The following is a 20,799-nucleotide window of genomic DNA, read 5'->3' on the forward strand; positions in this document are numbered from 1 at the left end:
ACGTCGTCGCCGATGACGAAGTACGACTACATCCTTCGACGGAGGGACGGATCGGCCCGCACGGCGAGGCCCGGAGTCCGCCCGCCGTGTTGGATGGGGACGTGACACTCCCCCGACCGCACCGCGACGACCTGCTCATCGCCGTCGGCGGCCTCGCCATCGGCCTGCTGATGTGGTCCTTCGGGCTGCACACCCAGACCGACCGGCTGATCACCGCGCGGTGGGCGACCCTGATCCCGCTCGTCGTGATGGCCTCGATGGAGGCCCTGCGGCGCACCATGCCGCAGACCGCCCTGGCCGTCGGCACGGTCGCCCTCGTGGCCGACCAGTTCACCTACGGCAGCCTCGTGACCGCGCTGATGTTCACGGACCTGGTCTACTCGGCCGTGGTCTACGGGAAGCCCGCCGCTGCACGGCGCATCCCGTACACGACCGGGCTGATCACGATCGGTGTCACGATCGGCTTCCTCGTCTGGTGGCAGAACGCGATCGCCCTGGTGGTCGGCCTGATCACCGGCATGGTCTCGTTCCTGCCCGCCGTCACCGGAGCCGTCGTCCGCAATCACCGCCAGGCCGCCGACGCCGCGCGCCTGCGCGCGGAGCAGACCGCGCTGCTCGCCGAGATGGACCGCAGTCAGGCCGTCGTGGCCGAGCGCGCCCGGATGGCGCGGGAGCTGCACGACATGGTCGCCAACCACCTCTCCGCCATCGCGATCCACTCCACCGCCGCGCTCTCGCTCGACGATCCGGGAACGACCCGGCAGGCGCTGACCGTGATCCGGGAGAACAGCGTGGAGGGCCTCGCGGAGATGCGGCGGCTGATCGGGCTGCTGCGGGACAGCAGCGGGGACGCGGAGCCGGCGGCCGCACCCACCCTGGACGGCCTGGACGCGCTGGTCGCCCAGGCGGCGACGAACGGGGAGACGAGCGGGCTGACGTTCACGCTCGACGACAGCCGGGCACCGGGCGCGGGCGCCCTGCCGGCTCCGGTCGAGCTCGCCGCGTACCGGATCGTGCAGGAGTCGCTGACCAACGCCCTCAAGCACGCGGGCCCCGGCGAGGTGCGGGTGGAGCTCCGCCTGCGCCGCGAGGACGGCGCCCTCGCCGTCGGCGTGACCAGTCCGCTCGGCGGGCAGCCCGGTCCGCGCGCCCCGGGTTCGGGTGCGGGTCTGGTCGGGATGCGGGAGCGGGTGGCACTGCTGGACGGGGAGTTCGAGTCCGGTCCGGTGACGGCGGACGACGGGCGGAAAGAATGGCGGGTGCGGGCTGTCCTGCCCGTCGGTACGAGCGACAAGGAGCCGCCGGCATGGTACGCGTGATCGTGGCCGAGGATCAGAGCGCGGTCCGGGCGGGGCTGGTCCTGATCCTGGGCAGCGCGCCGGACATCGAGGTGGTCGCCGAGGCGGCCGACGGCGAGCGCGCGGTGGAACTGGCCCGGGAACTGCGCCCGGACGTGGTGCTGATGGACGTCCAGATGCCGCGGATGGACGGGGTGACGGCGACCGGTCACGTGGTGTCCGAGGGGCTGGCCGATGTGCTGGTGCTGACCACCTTCGATCTGGACGAGTACGTCTTCGGGGCGCTGCGCGCCGGGGCGGCGGGCTTCCTGCTGAAGAACGCCGACGCGAAGGACCTCATCGAGGCCGTTCGGACAGTGGCGCGCGGGGAGGGCCTGATCGCGCCGGCCGTGACACGGCGGCTGATCGCCGAGTTCGCCTCCCCGCGCGGCCCGGTGCGTTCTCCGGGCGCGACGGATCCGTCCGTACTGGACGCGTTGACGCCGCGGGAGCGCGAGGTGCTCTCGGCGCTGGCCCAGGGGCTGTCGAACGCGGAGGTGGCGGGCCGGCTCGACATGGCGGAGGCGACGGTGAAGACGCACGTCAGCAAGGTCCTGGGCAAGCTGGGTGTACGCAGCAGGGCTCAAGCGGCCGTACTGGCACGGGAGTTGGGGGTCTGAGCGACCGCCACCGACGTTGGTCTGGACCTCTTGACGATTGGTCCAGACCTTCCTACGCTCGCGGGGCGCGCGCATCTTCACGGACCACCCCCATCTCTCGTTCGTCCGTCCGCACACTTGAGGAGCACCGTTGAGCACTCAAGCACCGACGCGCAGAACAGGGTTCAGACACCGGGCCGCCGCCGGTCTGACCGCCCTGATCCTGCCCCTGGCCGCCATGGTCGGCCTCGCAGCCCCCGCCGAAGCCGCCACGGCGGCCACCGCCACCTACACCAAGGTCTCCGACTGGGGCTCCGGCTTCGAGGGCAAGTGGACGGTGAAGAACACCGGCACCACCACGCTCTCCTCCTGGACCGTCGAGTGGGACTACCCCACCGGCACCGCCGTCACCTCCGCCTGGGACGCGACCGTCACCAGCTCAGGCACCCACTGGACCGCCAAGAACGTCGGCTGGAACGGGACCCTCGCCCCCGGCGCCACCGTCTCCTTCGGCTTCAACGGCTCCGGCGCCGGCGCCCCCAGCGGCTGCAAGATCAACGGCGCCTCCTGCGACGGCACCACCCAGCCCGGTGACAACGCGCCCTCCGCCCCCGGCACGCCCGTCGCCTCCGACATCACCAACACCTCGGTGAAGCTGACCTGGACCGCCGCGACGGACGACAAGGGCGTCAAGAACTACGACGTCAAGCGCGACGGCGCCACGATCGCCACGGTCACCGGACTGACGTACACGAACAGCGGTCTGACCGCCGGCACCGACTACAGCTACACGGTCGTCGCCCGCGACACCGTCGACCAGACCGGCCCCGCCAGCGGCGCCGCGAGCGTCCGCACCACGGGCGGTGGCGGCGGCCCCCAGCCGGGCTCGACCGTGAAGCTCGGCTACTTCACCAACTGGGGCGTCTACGGCCGCAACTACCACGTCAAGAACCTCGTGACGTCGGGCTCCGCGGCCAAGATCACGCACATCAACTACGCCTTCGGCAACGTCCAGGGCGGCAAGTGCACCATCGGCGACGCCTACGCCGACTACGACAAGGCCTACACCGCCGACCAGTCCGTCGACGGCAAGGCCGACACCTGGGACCAGCCGCTGCGCGGCAACTTCAACCAGCTGCGCAAGCTCAAGGCCCAGTACCCGCACATCAAGGTGCTCTGGTCGTTCGGCGGCTGGACCTGGTCCGGCGGCTTCGGCCAGGCCGTGCAGAACCCGACCGCCTTCGCGCAGTCCTGCTACGACCTGGTGGAGGACCCGCGCTGGGCCGACGTCTTCGACGGCATCGACCTGGACTGGGAGTACCCGAACGCCTGTGGTCTGTCCTGCGACACCAGCGGCCCGGCCTCCTTCAAGAACATGATGCAGGCCATGCGCGCCAAGTTCGGCAGCAACAACCTGGTCACCGCGGCCGTCACGGCCGACGCGTCCTCCGGCGGCAAGATCGACGCCGCCGACTACGCGGGCGCCGCGCAGTACATGAACTGGTTCAACGTGATGACGTACGACTTCTTCGGCGCCTGGGCGGCACAGGGCCCGACGGCCCCGCACTCCCCGCTCACCTCTTACGCCGGCATCCCGCAGGCGGGCTTCAACTCCGCCGAGGCGATCGCCAAGTTCAAGGCGAAGGGCGTCCCGGCGAGCAAGCTGCTGCTCGGCATCGGCTTCTACGGCCGCGGCTGGACCGGCGTCACCCAGTCCGCCCCCGGCGGCACGGCGACGGGCCCGGCGGCCGGCACGTACGAGCAGGGCATCGAGGACTACAAGGTCCTGAAGAACTCCTGCCCGGCCACAGGCACCATCGCCGGTACGGCGTACGCGCACTGCGGCTCCAACTGGTGGAGCTACGACACCCCGGCCACGGTCACGTCCAAGATGAGCTGGGCGAAGAACCAGGGCCTGGGCGGCGCGTTCTTCTGGGAGTTCAGCGGTGACACCAGCAACGGCGAGCTGGTCGGCGCCATCAACAGCGGCCTGAACTGACAGCGGGCCCGGAAAACGCGGCGGGGACGGTGCAGCACACCGTCCCCGCCGTTATTCGTTCCGTATATCAGGCCACATTCACCCTCCCCCAGACTTCGTCCGGGGGGACCCCCATCCAGCGAGGGGCCAATCAGGCCACATTCACTCGCTGGCCGGGCGGTGCCGCCTCCAGCCAGGCGAGGAAACCGGTCAGCGCGTCCTGGCTCATCGCCAGCTCCAGCCGGGTCCCCCGGTGCATACAGCCCTGGATCACGGCGTCGGAGAGCAGCGCGAGCTCCTCCTCGCCCTCGGGCATCCGGCGCTCCAGGACCTCGATGGCCGAGCGCTCCAGGACACGGCGGGGGCGGGGCGCGTACGAGAAGACGCGGAACCAGGCGATCTCGTCACCGCTGTACCGCGCGACGCCGTACACCCAGCCCTTGCCGGAAAGGTCCGGCTCCTCGGGGACGTCCCAGCGCAGCGAACAGTCGAAGGTGCCGCCGGCACGCTGGATCAGCCTGCGGCGCAAGCCGAAGACGAAGAGCCCGATCACCACCAGTGCGACGACCAGGCCGCTCAGGAGCAGAGCGAGGAACATCTTCACCGACCTCCTCGCTGCGTCCCGTGACCGGCGTCGCCGGCGTAACCGAATACAACCTGCATCTGCATCGCCTCAGCCGCGACACGGTCTGGATAGTTCCAGCCGTGCCGCGGCTGAGGGCACAACTCTCGGCGCGGTCCGCTAGCGGACCGCTACCGCACGCAACCGGACATCGGCGCGACGCTCGGCGGCGGCGTCCGACTCCGACTTGGCGCGCTCCAGCGCGCGCCCGGCGCGCTGGGCGTCGATCTCGTCCGCCAGCTCGGCGATCTCCGCGAGCAGAGACAGCTTGTCGTCGGCGAACGAGATGAATCCACCGTGCACAGCGGCGACGACGGTCTCGCCCTCGCTGGTACGGATGGTCACCGGGCCCGACTCCAGCACACCGAGCAGCGGCTGGTGGCCGGGCATGACGCCGATGTCGCCGGAGGTGGTACGTGCGATGACCAGGGTGGCCTCGCCGGACCAGACACTCCGGTCCGCGGCGACCAGCTCGACGTGCAGCTCAGCAGCCAAGGGTGGCTCCTCGGGTCACCACCCGGCGGTCGTGCCGGGTGTTGGGGTCAATTCTAATGGGCGTGACGAGGGGGGCGGGACATGCCCGCCCCCCTCACGAGAGCACGGGGCTCAGGAGACGCCAAGCTCCTTGGCGTTCTTCCTGAGGTCCTCGACGCCACCGCACATGAAGAAGGCCTGCTCGGGGAAGTGGTCGTACTCACCGTCGCAGATCGCGTTGAACGCGGCGATCGACTCGTCGAGCGGAACGTCCGAACCGTCCACACCGGTGAACTGCTTCGCCGCGTGGGTGTTCTGGGACAGGAATCGCTCGACACGGCGGGCGCGGTGGACAACGAGCTTGTCCTCCTCGCTCAGCTCGTCGATACCGAGAATCGCGATGATGTCCTGGAGGTCCTTGTACTTCTGCAGGATGCCCTTGACGCGCATGGCGGCGTCGTAGTGGTCCTGCGCGATGTAGCGCGGGTCCAGGATCCGGGACGTGGAGTCCAGCGGGTCCACGGCCGGGTAGATGCCCTTCTCGGAGATCGGACGGGAGAGAACCGTCGTCGCGTCGAGGTGGGCGAAGGTGGTGGCCGGAGCCGGGTCGGTCAGGTCGTCCGCGGGGACGTAGATCGCCTGCATCGAGGTGATCGAGTGACCACGGGTCGAGGTGATGCGCTCCTGGAGGAGACCCATCTCGTCGGCCAGGTTCGGCTGGTAACCCACGGCGGAGGGCATACGGCCGAGCAGGGTCGAGACCTCGGAGCCGGCCTGCGTGAAGCGGAAGATGTTGTCGATGAAGAACAGCACGTCCTGCTTCTGCACATCGCGGAAGTACTCCGCCATGGTCAGACCGGCGAGGGCCACGCGCAGACGGGTGCCCGGGGGCTCGTCCATCTGGCCGAAGACCAGCGCGGTCTTGTCCAGAACGCCGGCCTCCTCCATCTCCACCATGAGGTCGTTGCCCTCACGGGTGCGCTCGCCGACGCCCGCGAAGACCGACACACCGTCGTGCAGCTTGGCCACACGGACGATCATTTCCTGGATCAGAACGGTCTTGCCGACACCGGCACCACCGAACAGACCGATCTTTCCACCCTTGACGTACGGGGTGAGAAGGTCGACGACCTTCAGGCCGGTCTCGAACATCTCGGTCTTCGACTCGAGCTGGTCGAACGCCGGGGCCTTGCGGTGGATCGTCCAGCGCGGGGCGTCGGCGACGGTGGAGGCGTCGTCGTTCAGCACCTGACCGAGCGTGTTGAACACGCGGCCCTTGGTGACATCGCCGACCGGCACCGTGATGCCGGCGCCGGTGTCCACCACGGGGGCCTGGCGGACCAGGCCGTCGGTGGGCTGCATGGAGATGGTGCGGACGATGCCGTCACCGAGGTGCTGGGCGACCTCGAGGGTCAGCGTCTTGGTCGCGCCCTCCTCGGCCGGGTCCGGAACCTCGACGTTCAGCGCGTTGTAGATCTCCGGCATCGCGTCGACGGGGAACTCCACGTCGACGACCGGGCCGATGACCCGGGCGACGCGGCCCGTGGCGGCGGCCGTCTCAACAGTGGTCGTCATTACTTGTCACTCCCCGCGGTCGCGTCGGCCAGGGCTGCGGTGCCACCGACGATCTCGCTGATTTCCTGGGTGATTTCGGCCTGGCGGGCCGCGTTGGCAAGTCGGGAGAGGTTGTTGATCAAGTCTCCCGCGTTGTCGGTCGCCGACTTCATCGCACGGCGCGTGGCGGCGTGCTTGGAGGCAGCCGACTGGAGCAGCGCGTTGTAGATACGGCTTTCGACGTAGCGCGGCAGAAGGGCGTCGAGGACGTCCTCCGCCGACGGCTCGAAGTCGTACAGCGGACGGAGCGTGTCCTGCTCGCCCGCCTCCTTCGCCACCTCGTCGAGGCTGAGGGGCAGCAGCCGGGCCTCGACCGCCGTCTGCGTCATCATCGAGATGAACTCGGTGTAGACGATGTGGAGCTCGTCCACACCACCCTCGGCCGTGTCCTTCTCGATCGCCTCGATCAGCGGAGCCGCGATCTTCTTGGCGTCCGCGTACTCCGGCTGATCCGTGAAGCCGGTCCACGAGTCGGCCAGCTTGCGCTCACGGAAGTTGTAGTGCGAGATACCACGGCGGCCGACGACGTAGATGTCGACCTCGCGCCCCTCGCTCTCCAGCTTCCTCGTCAGAGCCTCCGCCGCCTTGATGGCGTTGGAGTTGAAGGCGCCGGCCAGACCGCGGTCGCTCGAAAGGAGCAGGACCGCGGCACGGGTCGGGTTCTCCACCTCGGTGGTCAGCGGGTGCTTGTCGTTGGCACCCGTGGCGACCGCGGTGACCGCGCGGGTCAGCTCGATCGCGTACGGGGTCGACGACTGCACCTTGCGCTGCGCCTTGACGACGCGCGAGGCGGCGATCATCTCCATCGCCTTGGTGATCTTCTTCGTCGCGGTGACGGATTTGATGCGACGCTTGTAGACCCGGAGCTGCGCTCCCATGAGTCAGGTCCCTTCCGTCGTCACTTCGAGACGTTGACGGCAGCGGAAGCGTCGTCGCCCAGCAGCTTCCCGTCAGAGGTCTCGAACTGCTTCTTGAACTCCGCGATGGCGTCGGCCACGGACTGCAGGGTGTCGTCCGACATCTTGCCGCCCTCACGGATGGAGGTCATGAGACCCGAGTGGCTCTGGCGCAGGTACGCCAGCATCTCGGCCTCGAAGCGGCGGATGTCTGCGACCGGGACATCGTCCATCTTGCCGGTGGTGCCGGCCCAGACGGAGACGACCTGGTTCTCGGTGGGCATCGGCTGGTACTGAGCCTGCTTGAGCAGCTCGACCATGCGCTGACCGCGCTCCAGCTGCGCCTTCGAGGCCGCGTCCAGGTCGGAACCGAAGGCGGCGAACGCCTCCAGCTCACGGAACTGGGCGAGGTCGACACGGAGGCGACCGGAGATCTGCTTCATCGCCTTGTGCTGGGCGGAGCCACCGACACGGGAGACCGAGATACCGACGTTCAGGGCCGGGCGCTGGCCGGCGTTGAACAGGTCGGACTCCAGGAAGCACTGGCCGTCGGTAATGGAGATGACGTTGGTCGGGATGAACGCCGAGACGTCGTTGGCCTTCGTCTCGACGATCGGCAGACCGGTCATCGAGCCGGCACCCAGCTCGTCCGAGAGCTTGGCGCAGCGCTCGAGCAGACGCGAGTGCAGGTAGAAGACGTCACCCGGGTAGGCCTCACGGCCCGGCGGGCGGCGCAGCAGCAGCGACACGGCGCGGTAGGCATCGGCCTGCTTCGACAGGTCGTCGAAGACGATCAGGACGTGCTTGCCCTGGTACATCCAGTGCTGACCGATGGCGGAGCCGGTGTACGGCGCCAGGTACTTGAAGCCGGCCGGGTCGGACGCCGGGGCGGCGACGATCGTCGTGTACTCGAGCGCGCCGGCCTCTTCCAGGGCGCCGCGAACGGACGCGATGGTCGAGCCCTTCTGGCCGACGGCGACGTAGATGCAGCGGACCTGCTTGTTCACGTCGCCCGAGCGCCAGTTGTCACGCTGGTTGATGATCGTGTCGACACACAGCGCGGTCTTGCCGGTCTGACGGTCGCCGATGATCAGCTGACGCTGGCCACGGCCGACCGGCGTCATGGCGTCGACGGCCTTGTAGCCGGTCTCCATCGGCTCGTGCACCGACTTACGGGCCATGACGCCCGGGGCCTGCAGCTCGAGGGCGCGGCGGCCCTCGGTCGCGATCTCGCCGAGGCCGTCGATCGGGTTGCCGAGCGGGTCGACGACGCGGCCGAGGTAGCCCTCGCCGACACCTACGGAGAGAACCTCACCGGTGCGCTGCACCGGCTGGCCCTCCTCGATACCGCTGAACTCGCCGAGGACGATCGCACCGATCTCGCGCTCCTCGAGGTTGAGGGCGAGACCGAGGGTGCCGTCCTCGAACTTCAGCAGCTCGTTCGCCATGGCCGAGGGAAGACCCTCCACCTTGGCGATGCCGTCGCCGGCCAGGCTGACCGTTCCGACCTCCTCGCGCGAGGCCGCGTCCGGCTGGTACGACTGGACAAAGGTCTCCAGCGCATCCCGGATCTCCTCCGGCCGGATCGTGAGCTCCGCCATCTGGGTTCCCTGCTCTCCTTGTTGGGCCCGAAGTTTTCTTGGGGGTCTGGGGGCCGACCCCCAGGAATCTTCTGCAATCTCTGCACGGCCCAACCGGGCCGCTGGTGATGCTGTGTTCAGTTGATGGCTGACGTCAGCCGGCCAGTCGCCGGGACGCCTCGCCGAGGCGCTCGGCGATGGTCCCGTTGATGACCTCGTCGCCGACCTGCACCGAGATCCCGCCGAGGACCGCCGGGTCCACGTCCAGGTTCAGGTGCATCTGGCGGCCGTACAGCTTGGCCAGGACGGCACCGAGGCGCTGCTTCTGCTGATCGGTCAGCGGCACCGCCGTGGTCACGACGGCGACCATCCGGTCCCGGCGCGCCGCGGCGAGCTTGGAGAGGGACTCGAGTCCCGCTTCCAGGCTACGTCCCCGGGGCTGGGTCACGAGACGGACGACCAGACGCTCGGTGACCGCGTTGGCCTTGCCGCCGAGCAGGCTGCGCAGCAGCTCGCTCTTGGCGGAGGTCGTGGCGGCCTTGTCCGTCAGCGCCGAGCGCAGCTCGGTGCTGGAGGAGACGATCCGGGCGAACCGGAACAGCTCGTCCTCGACGTCGTCCAGTGCGCCGGCCTGCTGCGCCGCGGTGAGGTCGGCGGTGTTCGCCAGCTCCTCGGCCGAGTCGACCAGGTCACGCGACTGCGACCAGCGGGAACGCACCATGCCGGACACCAGGTCGACGGTCTCCCCGCCCACCTGACCGCCGAGCAGTCGCCCGGCGAGCTCGGCCTTGGCCTCGCCCGCCTGCGCCGGGTCGGTCAGGACCCGACGCAGCGACACCTCGCGGTCGAGCAGCGCGGTGACTGCGGCCAGCTCGCCCGCGAGCTTCGCGGCGTCGACCGAGGTGTTGTCGGTCAGCGCGTCGAGGGACTCACGTGCGGCGGCCAGTGCCTCGCGGCTCGCTCCGTTCATCGGACGGCCTCGGCCTTCTCCTCGAGCTCATCGAGGAAGCGGTCGATCGTGCGGCTCTGGCGGGCGTGGTCCTCGAGGGACTCGCCGACCAGCTTGCCGGCCAGGTCGGTGGCGAGCTTGCCCACGTCCTGGCGCAGCGAGGTCGCCGCGGCCTTGCGGTCGGCCTCGATCTGCGTGTGGCCGGCCGCGATGATCTCCTCGCGCTGGCGCTGGCCTTCCGCCTTCATCTCCTGGATGATCGCGGTGCCCTGCTCCGTCGCCTCCTGGCGAAGACGCGCGGCCTCATGGCGGGCCTCGGCGAGCTGGGCCTTGTACTGCTCCAGCACACTCTGGGCCTCGATCTGGGCCGACTCGGCCTTCTCGATGCCACCCTCGATGGCCTGCCGGCGCTCGTCCAGAACCTTGTTGATGTTCGGGAGGAGCTTCTTGGCGAGGAAGCCGAAGACGATGACGAAGGCGATCAGGCCGATGACGAGCTCGTCAAGATGCGGGATCAGAGGAGGCTGGGGCTCCTCCGCCGCAAGAAGCAGAGCGTTCACATCAGTGCCTTCCGTAAAAAGGTGTGGGCTGTCGGTCCGATTTACTGGTAGACGAAGCCCATGACGATGCCGATGAGGGCGAGCGCCTCACAGAAGGCGAAGCCCATGATCTGGTTGGTGCGGATCAGACCGGCGGCCTCGGGCTGGCGGGCGAGCGCCTGCGTACCGTTACCGAAGATGATGCCGACGCCGACGCCGGGGCCGATCGCGGCGAGGCCGTAGCCGATCGAGGCGACGTTGCCGACGACGTTCTCCTTGGCGGAGGCCGCGAGGTTGACCATGTCGAGAGCAGCGGACATGCCGTTACTTCCTTCTCTTTCAATGACCCGGTGGGGGTTGGCCACCGGACGACTGTTGGATTGGGGGTGTAGCTAATCCCGGGCGGGAGTGGCTCAGTGGTGCTCGGCGAGCGCGCCCTGGACGTAGCTGCAGGCCAGGAGGACGAAGACGTACGCCTGGACGGCCTGGATGAAGAGCTCGAAGGCCGTCATCACGAGGACCATCACGAACGAGGCGCCGGCGTAGACGAAGCCCAGGCCGTTCATGAGGTACCAGGTGGCCAGCGAGAACATCACGATCAGCAGGTGACCGGCGAACATGTTCGCGAACAGTCGGACCGCGTGCGTGAAGGGCCGGATGATGAGGTTCGAGAAGAACTCGAGGACGACGACCATCGGGAGGATCGCGCCGAGGGACTTGTCGTAACCGACGATGTTCTTCCAGCCGCCGACGAAGCCGTGCTTCTTGAAGGTCAGCGAGATCCACATGACGTACACGATCAGCGCGAGACCGGCCGGGAAGGCGATCAGCGAGGTGACCGGGAACTGGGCGAGCGGAATGATCGACCAGAGGTTCATGATCCAGACGAAGAAGAACAGCGACACCATGAAGGGGACGTACTTCTCGCCGTCCTTCTTGCCGATGATCTCGTAGACGATGCCGCGGCGGACGAAGTCGTAACCGGCCTCGCCGACCATCTGCATCTTGCCGGGGATCAGCTTGGGCTTGTTGAAGGCGGCCCAGAAGAACCCGACGACCACGATGGAGCCCAGGAGGGCGAGCAGCATCGGCTTGGTGATGTCGATGCCTCCCACCGTGGTGATGGGCTCGTACATGAACGTGTGCAGGCCCGGCGCCGGGAAGCCGCATCCACTGAAGATGTGGCAATCCGGGTCGAAGGCAAGCGTCTGGTCAGCACTCACCGCGGGCTCCTTCAGCGTGGCGCATAGGTACGGCAACCTCGTTGTGTCGGCGCGGCACGCAGCCGCGGGTCGGCACTGGACTGGTCTTACGGATAAGGGGGCGGCGGTTCGGCTTCGAGCCTCGCGCTGGGACAGGCGTCAGCTCGGATGCCCGCGCCCGCAGTGCCGCAGTTGGCACCGGACGATAGCAGGAAGCCGAATGCGCCTTTATCCCGGCCCTACCCCTCACGTCGACGACCCCGGCTTCTTGGGGTCGTCGATGTACATGATCTTGGCCTTCATGTAAGCGCGTGCCTGCGCGGCGATCCAGACGAGGGTCGACGCGAGCAGGGTGAAGGCGAAGGCCTTGAAGTCGAAGAACGTCGTGTTCTTCAGCAACAGCATCAGGACGAAGAGAAGCAGCAGCTGGGTGGTGTAGAGCAGGAGACCCATCGCCTGGAACAGGTGCGGGTACGACTTGGCCGTCCGCTGGAGCACCACGAGCCCGATCCCCATGAAGGCGATCACGACCGCGCAGCCGATGACAGCGCCGATCGCGCCCTTGCCGCCGGCGACCACGCCACTGATGACCGCGGCGATCGCGCCGGTGGCAGCAGTCGGAATGGCAGCTGACAGAAGGATGCGTGCGTCGTTGGACGGCATGGCGGTGTCTCCGCTGTTGCTGGTGGGGGCGATGGTGTCGTCAGGGACGAGCGTAAGCCCGGTCCGAGGTGTGTCTCGGGGCCAACGGACCGTCGCACTACGGTCTTTCGGCTCTGTCGCCGGGTCTCGTGAACGGTATCACAAACTATTTGAATAGGTCTTTACCCTCACGGTGTGCTGACTGTCACACATGAGAGTTACCGCGCGCGTGTGTGCAGGACACGGGGTGGTTTTGTCTGGTAGTGCGGCCGAATATGACATTCGTCAACTCGGCGTTCCGGCCTTCCGCCGGTCGGTGAAGCGCGAACGGTGGCCGATGGCGGTGGCGCCGTTGACCCCCGCCGGCACCGGAACGCGCTCCTCCGCGGGCTCTCCGACGGCTGTGGCGACCGCGACGGCATCCGGACCGGCGTCCGCCCGGGCCGCGGACCGCCCGGCCCTGCGCCGCCGGTAGCGCGGCGGCACGAAGGACTCGGCCCAGCGCGGGGTGCGCGGCGTGAAGCGCGGCAGCAGGAGCAGCACCAGACCGATCGCGCTCAGGAAGACCACCACGAGGACGATCCACATCGACGTCGAGTGCACCGAGTACGCGAGCGTCCCGAAGGCGATCAGCGCCGACCAGAAGTACATGATCAGGACGGCCCGGCTGTGCGAGTGTCCGATCTCCAGGAGCCGGTGGTGCAGATGCCCGCGGTCGGCGGCGAACGGCGACTGACCGTTCCAGGTACGGCGCACGATGGCCAGGACGAGGTCGGCCATGGGGATCGCGATGATCGTCAGCGGCAGGACGAGCGGGATGAAGACCGGCAGGGCGGCGTGGGTGGCCTCACGGGTCGAGCCCTCGAAGAGCTTCAGGACGTCCGGGTCGACCTGGCCGGTGATCGAGATCGCCGAGGCGGCCAGGATCAGACCGATCAGCATCGAGCCCGAGTCGCCCATGAAGATCCTGGCCGGATGCATGTTGTGCGGCAGGAAGCCCAGGCACATGCCCATGAGGATCGCGGCGAAGAGCGTCGCGGGAGCGGCGGCCTCGATCGTGTAGCCGTACCAGAGGCGGTACCCGTACAGGAAGAAGGCCGCGGCGGCGATGCAGACCATGCCGGCGGCCAGTCCGTCGAGGCCGTCGACGAAGTTCACCGCGTTGATGGTCAGGACCACCAGGGCCACGGTCAGCAGCGTGCCCTGCCCCTTGGTCAGCGCGACCGTCCCGACACCGGGGATCGGCAGCCACAGGATCGTCAGACCCTGCATCACCATCACACCGGCGGAGATCATCTGCGCGCCGAGCTTGATCAGCGCGTCCAGCTCGAACTTGTCGTCGAGGACACCGATCAGCCAGATCAGCGCGGCACCGGAGAGCAGCGCGCGCGGCTCGTTGGAGAGCTCGAAGACGCTGTTGAGGTTCTGCAGGTGGTCGGCGACGAGCAGACCGGTGCACAGCCCGAAGAACATGGCGATGCCACCGAGCCGCGGAGTCGGTTCTCGGTGTACGTCTCGGGCACGGATCTCCGGCATCGCCCCGGTCGCGATGGCGAACTTCCGCACCGGACCGGTGAGCAGATAGGTCACCGCAGCCGTGACACAGAGCGTCAGCAGGTAATCACGCACGGGCTGCCCCACAGGAATCGCTGGCCATCTCAGCCCCACACCCTAGCCGTGCTGTCCATGTGCTTGAGGACATCCGGCCCCGCCGGATGGTTGCGCTCGGCGCCCGATCACCTGCCATACGGGGGAAATCGCCCGGCCAGCTCCCGTACTTCCGCGCGTACCCGGGCCGTCTCCTCCGGTTCGTCCCGTAGCGCGATCGTGAACAACGCGGCGATCCGGGCCATCTCCCGGGAGCCCATCCCCTGGGTGGTGAGGGCGGCGGTTCCGAGACGAATGCCACGTCCGTCGCCGTACGGAAGGGCACAGGTGTCGAGGACCATCCCGGCGGCGGCGAGGCGCGAGCGCGCGGTGCGGCCGTCGACGCCGAGGGGCGCGGGGTCGACGGTGATGAGGTGGGTGTCGGTGCCGCCGGTGGTGAGCGCGAAGCCCTCCGCGGAGAGCGCGTCGGCGAGGACCCGGGCGTGCGCGACGACCTGATGCGCGTACGTGGTGAAGGCGGGGGTCGACGCCTCGCCGAAGGCGACGGCCTTGGCGGCGATGGTGTGCATCTGCGCGCCGCCCTGGCTGAACGGGAAGACTGCCCGGTCGACGCGGTCGGCGAGTTCGGCGCCGCAGAGGATCATCCCGCCGCGGGGGCCCCGGAGGACCTTGTGGGTGGTGGCGCAGACCACATCGGCGTACGGGACGGGGCTGGGGGCCGCTCCCCCGGCGACGAGGCCGATGGGGTGGGCGGCGTCGGCGATGAGATAGGCGCCGACCTCGTCGGCGATCTCGCGGAAGATCGCGTAGTCGATGTGGCGCGGGTAGGAGATGGAGCCGCAGACGATCGCCTTGGGGCGGTGGTGGCGGGCGAGGGCGGCGACCTGCTCGTAGTCGACGAGCCCGGTCTCGGCGTCGACGCCGTACGGGACGAAGTCGAACCAGCGGCCGGAGAAGTTGGCGGGCGAGCCGTGCGTGAGGTGGCCGCCGTGGGCGAGGCCCATGGCCAGGACGGTGTCCCCGGGCCTCAGGAGGGCCGCGTAGGCCGCCAGGACGGCCGAGGAGCCCGAGTGGGACTGCACGTTCGCGTGCTCGGCTCCGAAGAGCGCGGTGGCCCGCTCGACGGCGATCCGCTCGGCGGCGTCGGCGAACTCGCAGCCGCCGTGATGGCGGGCGCCGGGGTACCCCTCGGCGTACTTGTTGGCGAGCGGGGAGCCGAGGGCGGCGAGGACGGCGGGCGAGGTGAAGTTCTCGGCGGCGATCAGCTGCAGACTGTCGGCCTGCCTGCGCGCCTCTCCGAGCAGCACGTCGGCGATCTCAGGGTCCTGCCGGCGCAGGACGTCGAGATCCTCTTCTGGTGGAGCGGTGACCGGCATCTCTGGCTCCAGGCGGCGCGTGGGCTGGCCTTCAGCTCCAATGTAGGCGCGTGGAGGCCGCTGTGCCCGATGTTCACCTGGTTCTGAGCCGTCTGGCCCTACGACCCCCCGAACCGGCGGCCGTAAGGCACCCTCGCCGGCGCGCGGACACCCCGGCCAGATCCGTCAACGCCGCGCGGACACCCGAGGCCAGCGCCCTCAACGGCGCGCGGACACCCCCGTCAGCGCCGTCACCATGGGGGTCGAGTGCCGTGCCGAGCCCCGCTCCCGACGCGCCCCTCGCACTGCTCGGCCCCCGGGGGCCTCTCAGGCATCGCGCCGCTGCGCCGGCCTCCGGCCGACGGTCGTGGCCGCGCCGCAACCTCGCACCTCAACGGCGCGCGGACACCCCCGTCAGCGCCGTCACCACGGGGTCGAGTGCCGTGTTGATCTCCTCGCCGATCGAGCGGAAGAACGTGATCGGGGCGCCGTACGGGTCGTTGACCTCGTCCGCCTCCGCGCTCGGGGCCAGGAGCCACCCGCGTAGAGCCGCCGCCGCACGTACCAGCGCACGCGCGCGTTCGACCATGCCCTCGTCCAGGGGGTCCGGCAGGGTCGCGGGGTCTATGGCGCGGACGAGGCGGGTGAACTCCTTCAGCGTGAAGGTGCGCAGCCCCGCCGAGTGGCCCATCGAGATGACCTGCGCACGGTGGTCGCGGGTCGCCGTCAGGACCAGGTCCGCGCGGATGACGTGCTCGTCGAGGAGCTCGCGGCCCACGAAGCCGCTGGCGTCCGCGCCGAAGTCGGCGAGGACCAGCTCCGCGTTGGCCTCCATCGGGGCGCCCTCGTGGCCCCACGTGCCCGCGCTCTCCACGATCAGACCGCCGCCCCGGGGGTCGCCCAGGCGGTCGCACAGGGCATGCCGGGTCAGCCGCTCGGTGATCGGCGAGCGGCAGACGTTGCCGGTGCTGACGTGGAGGATGCGGAAGGAAGTGCTCTCGTGCCCCGCTATGCCACGCCCCTCAGGGGCGGTCAATTGGCCACCTCGAGGTCGGGTACGACCTTGCGGAGCTCCTCCGGGGAGAGCGCGCCCTGGCGCAGCAGGACCGGCACCTTGCCCGTGACGTCCACGATCGAGGACGGGACGATCCCCGGGGTCGGACCCCCGTCGAGGTACACGGAGACGGAGTCGCCGAGCATGCCCTGCGCCGCGTCGCAGTCCTCCGGCGACGGGTGTCCCGTGAGGTTCGCCGAGGAGACGGCCATCGGGCCGACCTCGGTCAGCAGCTCGATGGCGACCGGGTGCAGCGGCATCCGGATGGCGACGGTGCCCCGGGTGTCGCCCAGGTCCCACTGGAGCGACGGCTGGTGCTTCGCGACGAGGGTGAGCGCGCCCGGCCAGAAGGCGTCGACGAGCTCCCACGCCTGCTCGGAGAAGTCCGTGACGAGCCCGTGCAGCGTGTTCGGGGAGCCGATGAGGACGGGCGTGGGCATGTTACGGCCCCGGCCCTTGGCGTCCAGCAGGTCCGCGACCGCCTCCGAGCTGAAGGCGTCCGCGCCGATCCCGTACACGGTGTCGGTGGGCAGCACGACCAGCTCGCCGCGGCGCACGGCGGACGCGGCCTCGCGCAGACCCGTCACTCGGTCCGTCGCCTCGTTGCAGTCGTATCGCCGAGCCATTTAGCGGGCCTCCTCATACACAAGCGTGGTCATGACAGCGCGGATCACGGCATGGCCTTGCGGGCGGTCGCGAAGCGCGGGCGGTTGTTCAGGTCCGGGTGGTCGGCGGCATCCGCCCAGCCGGCCTCCTCGTTGAAGATCCACGGCACCTGGCCGCCCTGGGTGTCCGCGTGCTCGATCACGACGAGACCCCCCGGGCGCAGCAGGCGGTGCGCGGTGCGCTCGATCCCGCGGATCGTGTCGAGGCCGTCCTCGCCGGAGAACAACGCCATCTCCGGGTCGTGGTCACGCGCCTCGGGCGCCACGTACTCCCACTCGGTGAGCGGGATGTAGGGCGGGTTGGAGATGACCAGGTCGACCTGGCCGTCGAGCTCCGGCAGCGCGGACAACGCGTCGCCCTGGTGGACCGTGACGCGCGAGCTCTCCGCGTTCTTCCGGGTCCACACCAGCGCGTCGTCGGAGAGCTCCACGGCGTGCACGCGCGAGCGCGGCACCTCCTGCGCCATCGCGAGCGCGATCGCGCCCGAACCCGTGCACAGGTCGACGATCAGCGGCTCGACGACGTCCATGGCCCGTACGGCGTCTATGGCCCAGCCGACCACGGACTCCGTCTCGGGCCGGGGCACGAAGACGCCCGGCCCGACCTGGAGCTCCAGATAGCGGAAGAACGCCCGGCCGGTGATGTGCTGGAGCGGCTCGCGCGCCTCCCGGCGGGCCACCGTCTCCCAGTAGCGGGCGTCGAAGTCCGCGTCCTTGACGTTGTGCAGCTCCCCCCGCTTGACGCCGTGCACGAACGCGGCGAGCTCCTCCGCGTCGAAACGCGGTGAGGGAACGCCGGCGTCGGCCAGCCGCTGGGTGGCCTGGGCCACCTCGGCAAGCAGCAGGTTCACGCTGGTCCTCCGTGGTGCGGGTGGGGCTGACAAGAGTCCTACGCTGCCGCGAGCTTGGCCGCAGAGTCGGCGTCGACGCAGGCCTGGATCATCGCGTCCAGGTCGCCGTCGAGCACCTGGTCCAAGTTGTACGCCTTGAAGCCGACGCGGTGGTCCGAGATCCGGTTTTCCGGGAAGTTGTACGTACGGATCTTCTCGGACCGGTCGACGGTGCGGACCTGGCTGCGACGGGCGTCGGCGGCCTTCGACTCGGCCTCCTCCTGCGCCGCGGCGAGCAGCCGGGACCGCAGGATACGCATGGCCTGCTCCTTGTTCTGGAGCTGGCTCTTCTCGTTCTGGCAGGAGGCGACGATGCCGGTCGGCAGGTGGGTGATGCGGACCGCGGAGTCGGTGGTGTTGACGGACTGCCCGCCGGGGCCGGAGGAGCGGTACACGTCGATGCGCAGGTCGTTGGCGTGGATCTCGACGTCGATCTCCTCGGCCTCGGGGGTCACGAGGACGCCCGCGGCGGAGGTGTGGATCCGGCCGGCCGACTCGGTGGCGGGCACGCGCTGCACGCGGTGCACCCCGCCCTCGTACTTCAGCCGCGCCCAGACGCCCTGGCCGGGCTCGGTCGCGCCGTTGCCGCCCTTGGTCTTCACGGCGACCTGGACGTCCTTGTAGCCGCCGAGCTCGGACTCGGTGGCGTCGATGATCTCGGTCTTCCAGCCGACGCGCTCGGCGTAGCGCAGGTACATCCGCAGCAGATCGCCGGCGAACAGGGCGGACTCGTCGCCGCCCGCGCCCGCCTTGATCTCCAGGATGACGTCCTTGTCGTCGCTGGGGTCGCGCGGGACGAGCAGCAGCCGCAGCCTGTCGGTCAGCTCCTCGCGCTGCTTCTCCAGCTCCTTGACCTCGGCCGCGAAGTCGGGCTCGTCGTGCATCAGCTCGCGGGCGGTCTGGATGTCGTCACCGTTCTGCTTCCAGGAACGGTAGACGGCGACGATCGGGGTCAGCTCGGCGTAACGCTTGTTCAGCTTGCGCGCGTTGGCCTGGTCCGTGTGGACCGAAGGGTCAGCGAGCTTCTTCTCGAGATCGGCGTGCTCGCCGATCAGTTCCTCGACCGCCTCGAACATCGGGGGCTCCTGGTTTTCGTACGTACGGGCTGCGGGGACGGCAAAGCGCCGGTCCGGTACTCCCAGCGGGAGCGACCAAGGACCGGCGCAGTGACGTGCTACTTCTTGGCCGCAGCCTTGCCGAAGCGGGCCTCGAAGCGGGCGACGCGGCCGCCGGTGTCGAGGATCTTCTGCTTGCCCGTGTAGAACGGGTGGCACTCGGAGCAGACCTCGGCACGGATGTTGCCGTCGGTCAGGGTGCTACGGGTGGTGAACGACGCGCCACAGGTGCAGCTGACCTGGGTCTCGACGTACTCGGGGTGGATCTCGCGCTTCAAGGTGTCTCCTAGTTTCGGGAGGGCTCCGGGTCGCCGTGCGGATTGCACCTGCGTGAACCGGGACCGACGTACCAGTCTGCCAGGACCGGCCGTATCTCCCAAAACCGGGTCCCTGGTGAATCTATTCCTGGGCGGTCGCGGGGCTACTTCACGACGCCGTCGGCCTTGCCCGTGGCCGTGTCCCGGGTCGCGGAGGCGGGGATGGGCCGGTCGTTCCCGAGCGCCTGCCAGACCTGCCTGCCCTGTGCTTCCAGGGGTATGACCCGGTTCGGGTCGGCGGGGTCGTACTCGACCGGCATCGTGACCATGTGGACGTCCTCGGCGCCGAGCCCGGAGAGCCCCTTGGCGAAGCCCATCAGCTCGTTGACGGAGTCGAGCTCCGAGTCGGGGGTGATGGCCTTGGTGGCGGTGTCGGCGACGTCCAGGAGCTTCTTCGGGTCGGAGAAGACGCCGACGTCCTTCACCTGGTCGATGAAGGCCTTCATGAAGGCCTGCTGGAGCTGGATGCGGCCGAGGTCGCTGCCGTCGCCGACGCTCTTGCGGGTGCGGACCAGCCCGAGGGACTGCTCGCCGTCGAGGGTGTGCGGACCCGGCGCGAGGTCGAGGTGGCTCTTGGAGTCCTTGATGGCCTTCGTCGTGGTGATCTCGACCCCGCCGAGCTTGTCGATCAGCTTCTTGAAGCCGGTGAAGTCGACCTCGATGTAGTGGTCCATGCGGATGCCGGACATCGACTCGACGGTCTTCACGGCGCACGCCGGGCCGCCGACCTCGTACGCGGTGTTGAACATGGCCCGCCGCTCGCCGGGGACGGCGGTGCCCCGTTCGTCGGTGCAGGCGGGGCGTTCGACGAGGGTGTCGCGGGGGACGGAGACGACACTGGCCTTCTTGTGGCCCTCGTAGACGTGGACGACCAGCGCGGTGTCGGAGCGGGCTCCGCCCTCGTCCTTGCCGTAGGCGCCGTTGTCGCCGGAGCGGGAGTCGGAGCCGAGGACCAGGATGTCCATCGATCCGTTGTCGACGTTCTCGGGGCGGTCGGTGCCCAGTTGGGCGTTGATGTCGACGCTCTTGAGGTTGCCGTCGAGCTTGAAGTAGACGTACCCGAGCCCGGAGCCTCCGACCACGACGAGCGCGGCGGTGCCCCAGGCGGCGACGGTCACCGCGCGGCGGCCCTTGCTGGGCGCCTTGCGGCGGCGGCCGCCGGCCCGTATTCGGCCGCCCTTGCTCTGCTCACTCATCTCATACCTCAGGTCCTAGGTTCACCTTGTGTGACGACGAAGCGCCCAAAAGGGTTGCACAGGAACCTGTGGGGTTTCGCAGAGCGACGGACCGCAACGCACCGCGCCCACCGTGCGAGGCACGGTGGGCGCGGTGTTCGTCCAGGTCACGGCGGGGTCACGGCCCG

Annotated in this window: 21 protein-coding genes; 3 read left to right on the forward strand and 18 right to left on the reverse strand. The window is 69.2% G+C overall.

Features of this window, described 5'->3' with window-relative positions:
- Positions 1–101 precede the first annotated feature (101 nt).
- From M5362_RS14710 to M5362_RS14720, 3 genes are all read left to right on the forward strand, one after another.
- Complete coding sequence (locus M5362_RS14710) at positions 102–1,319, forward strand: sensor histidine kinase (RefSeq protein WP_260227947.1); 1,218 nt, start codon at positions 102–104, stop codon at positions 1,317–1,319.
- A complete protein-coding gene (locus M5362_RS14715) occupies positions 1,307–1,957 on the forward strand; it encodes a response regulator transcription factor (protein WP_260227948.1) in 651 nt (216 codons plus the stop codon). Before M5362_RS14710 ends, M5362_RS14715 begins: the two co-directional genes overlap by 13 nt.
- A 130-nt stretch (positions 1,958–2,087) precedes the next feature.
- Positions 2,088–3,935: a glycosyl hydrolase family 18 protein gene (locus tag M5362_RS14720; protein WP_374214465.1), complete on the forward strand. Its 1,848-nt coding sequence runs from the start codon at positions 2,088–2,090 to the stop codon at positions 3,933–3,935.
- A 130-nt stretch (positions 3,936–4,065) separates the two neighbouring features.
- Here M5362_RS14720 and M5362_RS14725 read toward each other — a convergent pair whose 3' ends face one another.
- From M5362_RS14725 to M5362_RS14810, 18 genes are all read right to left on the reverse strand, one after another.
- Positions 4,066–4,512 (reverse strand): DUF2550 domain-containing protein, encoded by a 447-nt coding sequence (locus M5362_RS14725; protein WP_260227949.1) that lies wholly within the window; start codon positions 4,510–4,512, stop codon positions 4,066–4,068.
- Positions 4,513–4,656: 144 nt separating this feature from the next.
- Positions 4,657–5,031: a F0F1 ATP synthase subunit epsilon gene (locus tag M5362_RS14730; protein ID WP_260227950.1), complete on the reverse strand. Its 375-nt coding sequence runs from the start codon at positions 5,029–5,031 to the stop codon at positions 4,657–4,659.
- 111 nt (positions 5,032–5,142) lie between these two features.
- Positions 5,143–6,585 carry a F0F1 ATP synthase subunit beta gene (atpD, locus tag M5362_RS14735; protein WP_260227951.1) on the reverse strand — a complete coding sequence of 481 codons (1,443 nt, stop codon included), beginning with the start codon at positions 6,583–6,585 and terminating at the stop codon, positions 5,143–5,145.
- Complete coding sequence (locus M5362_RS14740) at positions 6,585–7,502, reverse strand: F0F1 ATP synthase subunit gamma (RefSeq protein ID WP_260227952.1); 918 nt, start codon at positions 7,500–7,502, stop codon at positions 6,585–6,587. Before M5362_RS14740 ends, atpD begins: the two co-directional genes overlap by 1 nt.
- Before the next feature lie 20 nt (positions 7,503–7,522).
- Positions 7,523–9,121 carry a F0F1 ATP synthase subunit alpha gene (atpA, locus tag M5362_RS14745; protein WP_260227953.1) on the reverse strand — a complete coding sequence of 533 codons (1,599 nt, stop codon included), beginning with the start codon at positions 9,119–9,121 and terminating at the stop codon, positions 7,523–7,525.
- Between the two features lie 133 nt (positions 9,122–9,254).
- Complete coding sequence (locus M5362_RS14750) at positions 9,255–10,070, reverse strand: F0F1 ATP synthase subunit delta (protein ID WP_260227954.1); 816 nt, start codon at positions 10,068–10,070, stop codon at positions 9,255–9,257.
- Entirely contained in the window at positions 10,067–10,609 is a 543-nt protein-coding gene (locus tag M5362_RS14755; RefSeq protein ID WP_260227955.1) for a F0F1 ATP synthase subunit B, read from the reverse strand. Before M5362_RS14755 ends, M5362_RS14750 begins: the two co-directional genes overlap by 4 nt.
- A 41-nt stretch (positions 10,610–10,650) precedes the next feature.
- Positions 10,651–10,908, reverse strand: a complete 258-nt coding sequence (gene atpE, locus M5362_RS14760; protein ID WP_158990502.1) for an ATP synthase F0 subunit C — start codon at positions 10,906–10,908, stop codon at positions 10,651–10,653.
- Positions 10,909–11,001: 93 nt separating this feature from the next.
- Positions 11,002–11,811, reverse strand: coding sequence for a F0F1 ATP synthase subunit A (gene atpB, locus M5362_RS14765; protein WP_260227956.1), 810 nt, complete (start codon positions 11,809–11,811; stop codon positions 11,002–11,004).
- Between the two features lie 225 nt (positions 11,812–12,036).
- Positions 12,037–12,453 (reverse strand): hypothetical protein, encoded by a 417-nt coding sequence (locus tag M5362_RS14770; protein WP_260227957.1) that lies wholly within the window; start codon positions 12,451–12,453, stop codon positions 12,037–12,039.
- 264 nt (positions 12,454–12,717) lie between these two features.
- Positions 12,718–14,061, reverse strand: a complete 1,344-nt coding sequence (locus M5362_RS14775) for an MraY family glycosyltransferase (protein ID WP_260227958.1) — start codon at positions 14,059–14,061, stop codon at positions 12,718–12,720.
- Positions 14,062–14,168: 107 nt separating this feature from the next.
- A complete protein-coding gene (gene glyA / locus M5362_RS14780; protein ID WP_260227959.1) occupies positions 14,169–15,416 on the reverse strand; it encodes a serine hydroxymethyltransferase in 1,248 nt (415 codons plus the stop codon).
- Between the two features lie 370 nt (positions 15,417–15,786).
- Positions 15,787–16,431: a protein-tyrosine-phosphatase gene (locus M5362_RS14785; RefSeq protein WP_260227960.1), complete on the reverse strand. Its 645-nt coding sequence runs from the start codon at positions 16,429–16,431 to the stop codon at positions 15,787–15,789.
- On the reverse strand, positions 16,428–17,075 hold the full coding sequence (locus M5362_RS14790; protein ID WP_260227961.1) for an L-threonylcarbamoyladenylate synthase: 648 nt from the start codon (positions 17,073–17,075) through the stop codon (positions 16,428–16,430). Before M5362_RS14790 ends, M5362_RS14785 begins: the two co-directional genes overlap by 4 nt.
- A 44-nt stretch (positions 17,076–17,119) precedes the next feature.
- A complete protein-coding gene (gene prmC / locus M5362_RS14795) occupies positions 17,120–17,965 on the reverse strand; it encodes a peptide chain release factor N(5)-glutamine methyltransferase (RefSeq protein ID WP_260227962.1) in 846 nt (281 codons plus the stop codon).
- A 38-nt stretch (positions 17,966–18,003) separates the two neighbouring features.
- Complete coding sequence (gene prfA, locus M5362_RS14800) at positions 18,004–19,080, reverse strand: peptide chain release factor 1 (RefSeq protein ID WP_260227963.1); 1,077 nt, start codon at positions 19,078–19,080, stop codon at positions 18,004–18,006.
- Positions 19,081–19,178: 98 nt separating this feature from the next.
- Positions 19,179–19,397: a 50S ribosomal protein L31 gene (rpmE, locus tag M5362_RS14805; protein ID WP_260227964.1), complete on the reverse strand. Its 219-nt coding sequence runs from the start codon at positions 19,395–19,397 to the stop codon at positions 19,179–19,181.
- Between the two features lie 143 nt (positions 19,398–19,540).
- The gene (locus M5362_RS14810; protein ID WP_260227965.1) at positions 19,541–20,632 is read right to left on the reverse strand and encodes an LCP family protein; all 1,092 of its coding nucleotides are present in this window, start codon (positions 20,630–20,632) and stop codon (positions 19,541–19,543) included.
- Between the last annotated feature and the right edge of the window lie 167 nt (positions 20,633–20,799).

The sequence above is a fragment of the Streptomyces sp. Je 1-79 genome (assembly GCF_025195125.1).
In the GTDB taxonomy this organism is placed as follows: Bacteria; Actinomycetota; Actinomycetes; order Streptomycetales; family Streptomycetaceae; genus Streptomyces.